The sequence below is a fragment of the Stenotrophomonas sp. HMWF003 genome, from assembly GCF_003061285.1.
In the GTDB taxonomy this organism is placed as follows: Bacteria; Pseudomonadota; Gammaproteobacteria; order Xanthomonadales; family Xanthomonadaceae; genus Stenotrophomonas; species Stenotrophomonas maltophilia_AP.
Map to the genome: position 1 here is coordinate 1,900 of NZ_QAIW01000459.1, position 6,116 is coordinate 8,015.

Below are 6,116 nucleotides of genomic sequence, written 5' to 3' on the forward strand. Positions count from 1 at the left end.
TAGTCGGCCTGGTCGGCCTTGCCGCTGACGGCATGGACCTCGAAGCCGGCGCGGCTGAAGATGTCCACCGCCAGCGAGCCGACCCCGCCGGTGGCCCCGGTGACCGCCAGCGGGCCATGCGCGGGGGTCAGCCGGTTGTCGGTCATGCGCAGCAGCGCCAGCGCGGCGGTAAAGCCGGCGGTGCCCAGCACCATCGCCTCGCGCGGGCTCAGCCCGGCCGGCTGGGCGATCACCGCGCTCGCTGCCAGGCGCACGTACTGGCTGTAGCCGCCGTCACGGGTCTCGCTCAGCCCGCAGCCGGTGGCCAGCACCGCATCGCCCTCGCGGTAGGCCGGGTCGGTGGAGGCCACCACCGTGCCGGCCACGTCGATGCCCCCCACCAGCGGGAAGTGGCGCAGAATGCGGCCCTTGCCGGTGCCGGCCAGGGCATCCTTGTAGTTCACCGACGACCACTGCGCGCGGATGACCACCTCGCCCGGGTTGAGCTGGTCCAGGCCGATCGCCTCGATGCCGCTGCGGTGGCCGTGCTCGTCCTGGTGGATGCGGAAAGCGTTGAAGCGGTCGGGGAGGGGCATGGGGTGGCCTGATGGGGTGTGGAACGACACCTTACCCGGTGCCCGCGTGGGCCGGGACCCCCGTGGCGGTGGCGCATGAATCGCTCCCTTCGGCACGTTGCCCCTTCCAATCCTGCCAATCCGCCCCATCTAGTAGAATCGAACCGGATTCATGGTTGACGGTGCGGAATGGCCCGCAGGCAACCTTTCACTGATGGAGCGTGCATGGCCTGGAATACACCCGGCGGCAACAAGGGCGGACAAGGTCCCGACGAGAACCGACGAGGGCCGTTTGGACCCCGCGGTGGCGGCAATGGCAGCGGTTGGGGCGGGTTTCCCGGCCCGCTCAAGGATCTCTTCGACGGCAACATCCTGCGTTGGGTGGCGGTCGCGGTGGTTCTGCTGCTGCTGTTTTCCAGCTTCCAGCTGATCGGCGAACAGCAGCGCGGCGTGGTGCTGCGCTTCGGCCAGTTCTCGCGGATCCTGCAGCCCGGCCCCAACTTCAAGCTGCCCTGGCCGATCGAATCGGTGACCAAGGTCAATGCCACCCAGATCAAGACGTTCAGCAGCCAGGTACCGGTGCTGACCCGTGACGAGAACATCGTCAACGTCTCGGTCAACGTGCAGTACCGCATCGACGACCCGCGCCTGTATCTGTTCGGCACGGTCGCGGCCGACCAGGTGCTGGAGCAGTCCGCGCAGAGCGCGGTCCGCGAGCAGGTGGGCCGTGCCGACCTCAACGCGGTCCTCAACAACCGCGGCCCGCTGGCACTGGTGGCCCAGGAACGCCTGCAGGCCGCACTGAAGGCCTACCGCACCGGCCTGGCCGTGACCGGCCTGACCCTGCCCGACGCGCGCCCGCCCGAGGAGGTCAAGCCGGCCTTCGACGAGGTCAACGGCGCCCAGCAGGTCAAGGAACGCCTGATCAACGAAGCCCAGGCCTACGCGGCCAAGGTCGTGCCGGAAGCGCGCGGCCAGGCCTCGCGTGCACGTACTACCGCCGAAGGTTACAAGCAGGCGGCCGTGGCCAAGGCCGAGGGTGACGCCGAACGCTTCACCCTGCTGCAGGCCCAGTACAAGGACGCCCCGGAAGTCACCCGCAAGCGCCTGTGGTTGGAAACCGTGCAGCAGGTGCTCGGCCAGAACCGCAAGATCATCGGTGGCGACGGCCGCCAGCTGATCTACGTGCCGATGCCCGGCGACAACCGCGGCGCTGCCGCACCGGCCGCACCGGCCGTGACCCCGGAAGTGATGCTGCCGTCGCTGCCGGCCAGCACGCCGGTGGATGGCGTGCGCAACACCGAACGCCCGACCACCCGCCCGACCGGTCGTGAAGGAGTCAGCCGATGAAGAGTTCCCTTTGGATCGGGCTGGCCGTGGCCGCCCTGCTGGGCCTGCTGGGCTCGGTGTACGTGGTCCGTGAGGACCAGACCGCGATGGTGTTGAACCTGGGCAAGGTGGTCCGTGCGGACATCAAGCCGGGCCTGCACTTCAAGGTGCCGCTGGTGGAAACGGTGCGGGTGTTCGACCGCCGCTTCCAGGTGCTCGCCACTGCCCCGGCGCGTTACTTCACCGCCGAGCAGAAGGACGTCAGCGTCGACTTCTTCGCCATCGGGTACATCTCCAACGTGCGCGACTACTACCGTGCCACCGGTGGCGATGCCAGCGTGGCCGATGCGCGCCTGGCCCCGATCATCACCGACTCGCTGCGCAACCAGATCAACTCGCGCTCGCTGCAGCAGCTGGTGTCCGGTGACCGCAGCGAGCTGATTGCCGGGCAGTTGACCGGCATCAATGAAGCGGTGAAGGGCCTCGGCATGCAGATCATCGACCTGCGCATCAAGCAGATCGACCTGCCTACCGACAGCCAGGTGATCAACGATGTGTACGAGCGCATGCGCGCCCAGCGCAAGCAGGAAGCGGCCAAGCTGCGTGCAGAGGGTGAGGAGCAGTCGCTGACCATCCGTGCCCAGGCCGACCGCGACAGCACGGTGATCGTGGCCGAAGCCGAGCGCGATGCGCAGCAGCTGCGTGGTGCCGGCGACGCCGAAGCCGCGCGCATCTACGGCAAGGCCGGCTCGGCCGACCCGTCGTTCTACGCCTTCTACCGCAGCCTGGAGGCCTATCGTGGGTCGATGGCCGACGGTAACGGCGTGATCGTGCTCGACAAGAACGACCCGTTCCTGCAGTACCTCAAGAGCGATCGCTGAGGCCGCAGGCGGCAGGTAACCCACGGGGACCCGGTGCAGACCGGGTCCCCGTTTTGTTGGTGGAGATGTCATGAAAGAGTTGTTCTCGGCCCTGTGCCTGGTGGCCGTGCTCGAAGGCCTGTTCCTGTTCGCCGCCCCGCTGGCCTGGAAGCGCATGGCCGAACAGCTGCTGATGCTGCGCAGCGCCACGCTGCGCACCTGGGGCGGGGTGATCCTGCTCGCCGGGCTGACCACCCTGTGGTGGATCCGCCACGCGTAGCGCCGGGCTCTCCCGGCCCCCGACCCGGTAGTGCCGGCCGCTGGCCGGCTCCCCAGCCATGGTCGGGAGCCGGCCAGCGGCCGGCACTACCGTTCACGTCCAGGCAGCCGGCCAGCGGCCGGCACTACCGGCCACGCCCCGTGCTGACCGGTTGCCAACGCCGCCCTCCAGCGGGGTGGCACCTGCCCGGGGAAACCCGGATAATGCAAAAAAGCCGGACGGGCCTCCCCGTTCGGCTTTTTCCGTGTCTGGGCCTTCCATCGCCGGCCGCTCCCCGTTTGGAGCCGCCATCACCGCGCTGGCCAGCCCTGCCACGGTTTACCCGTCCGCGGCCCCGATGGCCGCAACATATGAGGAGCCCGTCATGGGTCAGTCTGTCGTAGTGCTTGGTGCCCAGTGGGGCGATGAAGGCAAGGGCAAGATCGTCGATCTGCTCACCGAGGAAATCGGTGCCGTTGTACGTTTCCAGGGCGGCCACAATGCCGGCCACACGCTTGTCATCAACGGCAAGAAGACCGTGCTGCACCTGATCCCGTCGGGCATCCTGCGTGCCGACGCGCTGTGCCTGATCGGCAACGGCGTGGTGATCTCCCCGGCTGCGCTGCAGAAGGAAATCGCCGAGCTGGAAACTTCCGGCGTGGAAGTGCGTTCGCGCCTGAAGATCTCCCCGGCCGCACCGCTGATCATGCCGTACCACATCGCCCTGGACCAGGCGCGCGAGCGCGCTGCCGGCGGCAAGGCGATCGGCACCACCGGCCGTGGCATCGGCCCGGCGTACGAAGACAAGGTGGCGCGTCGCGGCATCCGCATCGCCGACCTGCACTACCCGTCGCAGCTGGAAGAACTCCTGCGCACCGCGCTGGACTACCACAACTTCGTGCTGACCAACTACCTGAAGACCGACGCGGTCGACTTCCAGAAGACCTACGACGAAGCCCTGGCCTTCGGCGAGTACGTGGAGCCGATGAAGTCCGACGTCGCCGGCATCCTGCACGACCTGCGCAAGCAGGGTAAGCGCGTGCTGTTCGAAGGCGCCCAGGGCGCGCTGCTGGACATCGACCACGGTACCTACCCGTACGTCACCAGCTCCAACACCACCGTGGGCGGCGCACTGGCCGGTGCCGGCGTGGGCGCGGACGCGATCGACTACGTGCTGGGCATCGCCAAGGCCTACGCGACCCGCGTCGGCGGTGGCCCGTTCCCGACCGAGCTGGACGATGAAGTCGGCCAGGGCATCCGCGACCGCGGTGCCGAGTACGGCGCCTCGACCGGCCGCCCGCGTCGCTGCGGCTGGATGGACATCGTCGCGCTCAAGCGCGCCGTGGCCATCAACGGCATCAGCGGCCTGTGCATCACCAAGCTGGACGTGCTGGACGGCATGGAAAAGCTGAAGGTCTGCATCGCCTACGAATACCGCGGCAAGCGTACCGAATACGCCCCGCTGGACGCGCAGGGCTGGGAAGAGTGCACCCCGGTGTACCTGGAGTTCCCGGGCTGGACCGAGAACACCCACGGCATCACCAACTGGGACGACCTGCCGCCCGCCGCCCGCGCCTACCTGCGCGCGCTGGAAGAGCTGGCCGGCTGCCCGGTGAGCATCGTGTCGACCGGCCCGGACCGCGACCACACCATGGTGCTGCAGGACCCGTTCGCCTGAGCACCCCGGTAGTGCCGAGCCCGGCTCGGCACCGCCCCAGTCCAGGCAAATGTACGAAGGAGCCCCGCGAAAGCGGGGCTTTTTCGTGTCCTGCCCTCACGCAGCCGTTGTGTCGCTTGCATATACCCAATATGGGTACTAACGTACCCAATATGGGTACGAAGACCAATCCAACGCTCCGCGGAGCCGATCGCCCGACGGGTTTGGCCGATGCACTGTTTACGCAGACGCAGCAGCGCGTACTCGGCCTGATCTTCGGCCAACCGCGGCGCGAGTTCGGTGTTGCCGAATTGATTTCAGCGATCGGTGCCGGGTCCGGCGCGGTGCAGCGCGAACTCGCCAAGTTGGCCGCCGCAGGGCTGGTCACGCTGAGGCGCTCGGGCAACCAGAAGCGTTATCAGGCCAATGCGGATTCCCCGCTCCATGACGAGCTGGTGGCGATCGTGCAGAAGACGGTCGGCCTGGCCGGCCCGCTTCAGGAGGCGCTTGCCCCCGTTCGTGCGCAGGTCAGGGCAGCCTTCGTTTACGGCTCCGTCGCCAAGCGCAGCGACACGGCACGCAGCGACATCGATCTGCTTATCGTGTCGGACACCTTGGGCTATGCCGATGTCATGCAGGCACTGGATGGCGTTGACGCGTACCTTGGCCGTCCCGTGAATCCAACGCTCTATTCAACTGATGAATTATCCAAGCGCATTCACGATGAAAATTCCTTCTTGATGCGGGTCTTGGCACAGCCCAAGATCTGGATCATCGGAGGAGACGATGAACTCAGCGCTGCAGAATCTGGCCGGACCGGGTAAACCGCTGAGCGTCGAGCTCCCGGATACACGTGAAATCGAGGGGTTGCGACGCTCAGGCCTGGCCCGGTTGCAGGATGCACGCAACACAACGCTATCCCTGGAAGGTCGCTTCGACCTGGACTACAACGCCGCTCACGCGCTCTGCCTGGCCGCGCTGCGGCGGCAGGGGTTTCGTCCGTCGCACCGCTATATCGTTTTCCAGACACTGCCCCATACCCTGGGTGCAGGGCCCGAGGTGTGGCGTGTGCTGGACAAGTGCCACCAGCAGCGCAACATCGCCGAGTACGAAGGCGAACTGGATGTAAGCGAACGGTTGGTGGTGGACCTGATCCAGGCGTGCGACGCCGTGCGTATCGCGTGGCAGCAACTGGATGACCCCAGCCCGTCCACTCCAAGGTGAATGGGAGCCATTCCGTTAAGAAAGCGTGATCAAGAACGTCCGGGCGTGGGCCGATACCCCCTCACCCCCCCACGTTCTTGGATGTCCCCATGGATTTTTTGCGTAACGTCAGAGTGGTCTGGCGTCTTGGTATGGGCTTTGGCCTGTTGTTGTTGCTGGTGGCTGCCGTGGTGGCCACCGGTGCCACCGGCAGCGCGGTGCAGAAGCACGCGATGCAGCAGGTGGTCGAGGTT

6 protein-coding genes and 1 pseudogene are annotated in these 6,116 nt (G+C 66.9%); 6 read left to right on the plus strand and 1 reads right to left on the minus strand.

From position 1 onward, the window contains the following. Positions 1 to 575 (minus strand): annotated as a pseudogene (locus DBR34_RS24360) (alcohol dehydrogenase catalytic domain-containing protein); the annotation flags it as partial. A 204-nt stretch (positions 576 to 779) separates the two neighbouring features. Between DBR34_RS24360 and hflK the strand changes: the two are divergent. From hflK to DBR34_RS20405, 6 genes are all read left to right on the plus strand, one after another. Further along, positions 780 to 1,904: an FtsH protease activity modulator HflK gene (gene hflK, locus DBR34_RS20380; RefSeq protein WP_128098128.1), complete on the plus strand. Its 1,125-nt coding sequence runs from the start codon at positions 780 to 782 to the stop codon at positions 1,902 to 1,904. Continuing rightward, a complete protein-coding gene (locus DBR34_RS20385; RefSeq protein ID WP_128098129.1) occupies positions 1,901 to 2,764 on the plus strand; it encodes a protease modulator HflC in 864 nt (287 codons plus the stop codon). Before hflK ends, DBR34_RS20385 begins: the two co-directional genes overlap by 4 nt. Before the next feature lie 70 nt (positions 2,765 to 2,834). Further along, positions 2,835 to 3,023 (plus strand): DUF2065 family protein, encoded by a 189-nt coding sequence (locus tag DBR34_RS20390; protein ID WP_128098130.1) that lies wholly within the window; start codon positions 2,835 to 2,837, stop codon positions 3,021 to 3,023. A gap of 364 nt (positions 3,024 to 3,387) precedes the next feature. Beyond that, positions 3,388 to 4,680 carry an adenylosuccinate synthase gene (locus DBR34_RS20395; RefSeq protein WP_128098131.1) on the plus strand — a complete coding sequence of 431 codons (1,293 nt, stop codon included), beginning with the start codon at positions 3,388 to 3,390 and terminating at the stop codon, positions 4,678 to 4,680. A gap of 152 nt (positions 4,681 to 4,832) precedes the next feature. Beyond that, entirely contained in the window at positions 4,833 to 5,483 is a 651-nt protein-coding gene (locus DBR34_RS20400; protein WP_128098132.1) for a helix-turn-helix domain-containing protein, read from the plus strand. Then, on the plus strand, positions 5,446 to 5,883 hold the full coding sequence (locus DBR34_RS20405; protein ID WP_128098133.1) for a hypothetical protein: 438 nt from the start codon (positions 5,446 to 5,448) through the stop codon (positions 5,881 to 5,883). The genes DBR34_RS20400 and DBR34_RS20405 overlap by 38 nt, the downstream gene beginning before the upstream one ends. Positions 5,884 to 6,116: the final 233 nt, after the last annotated feature.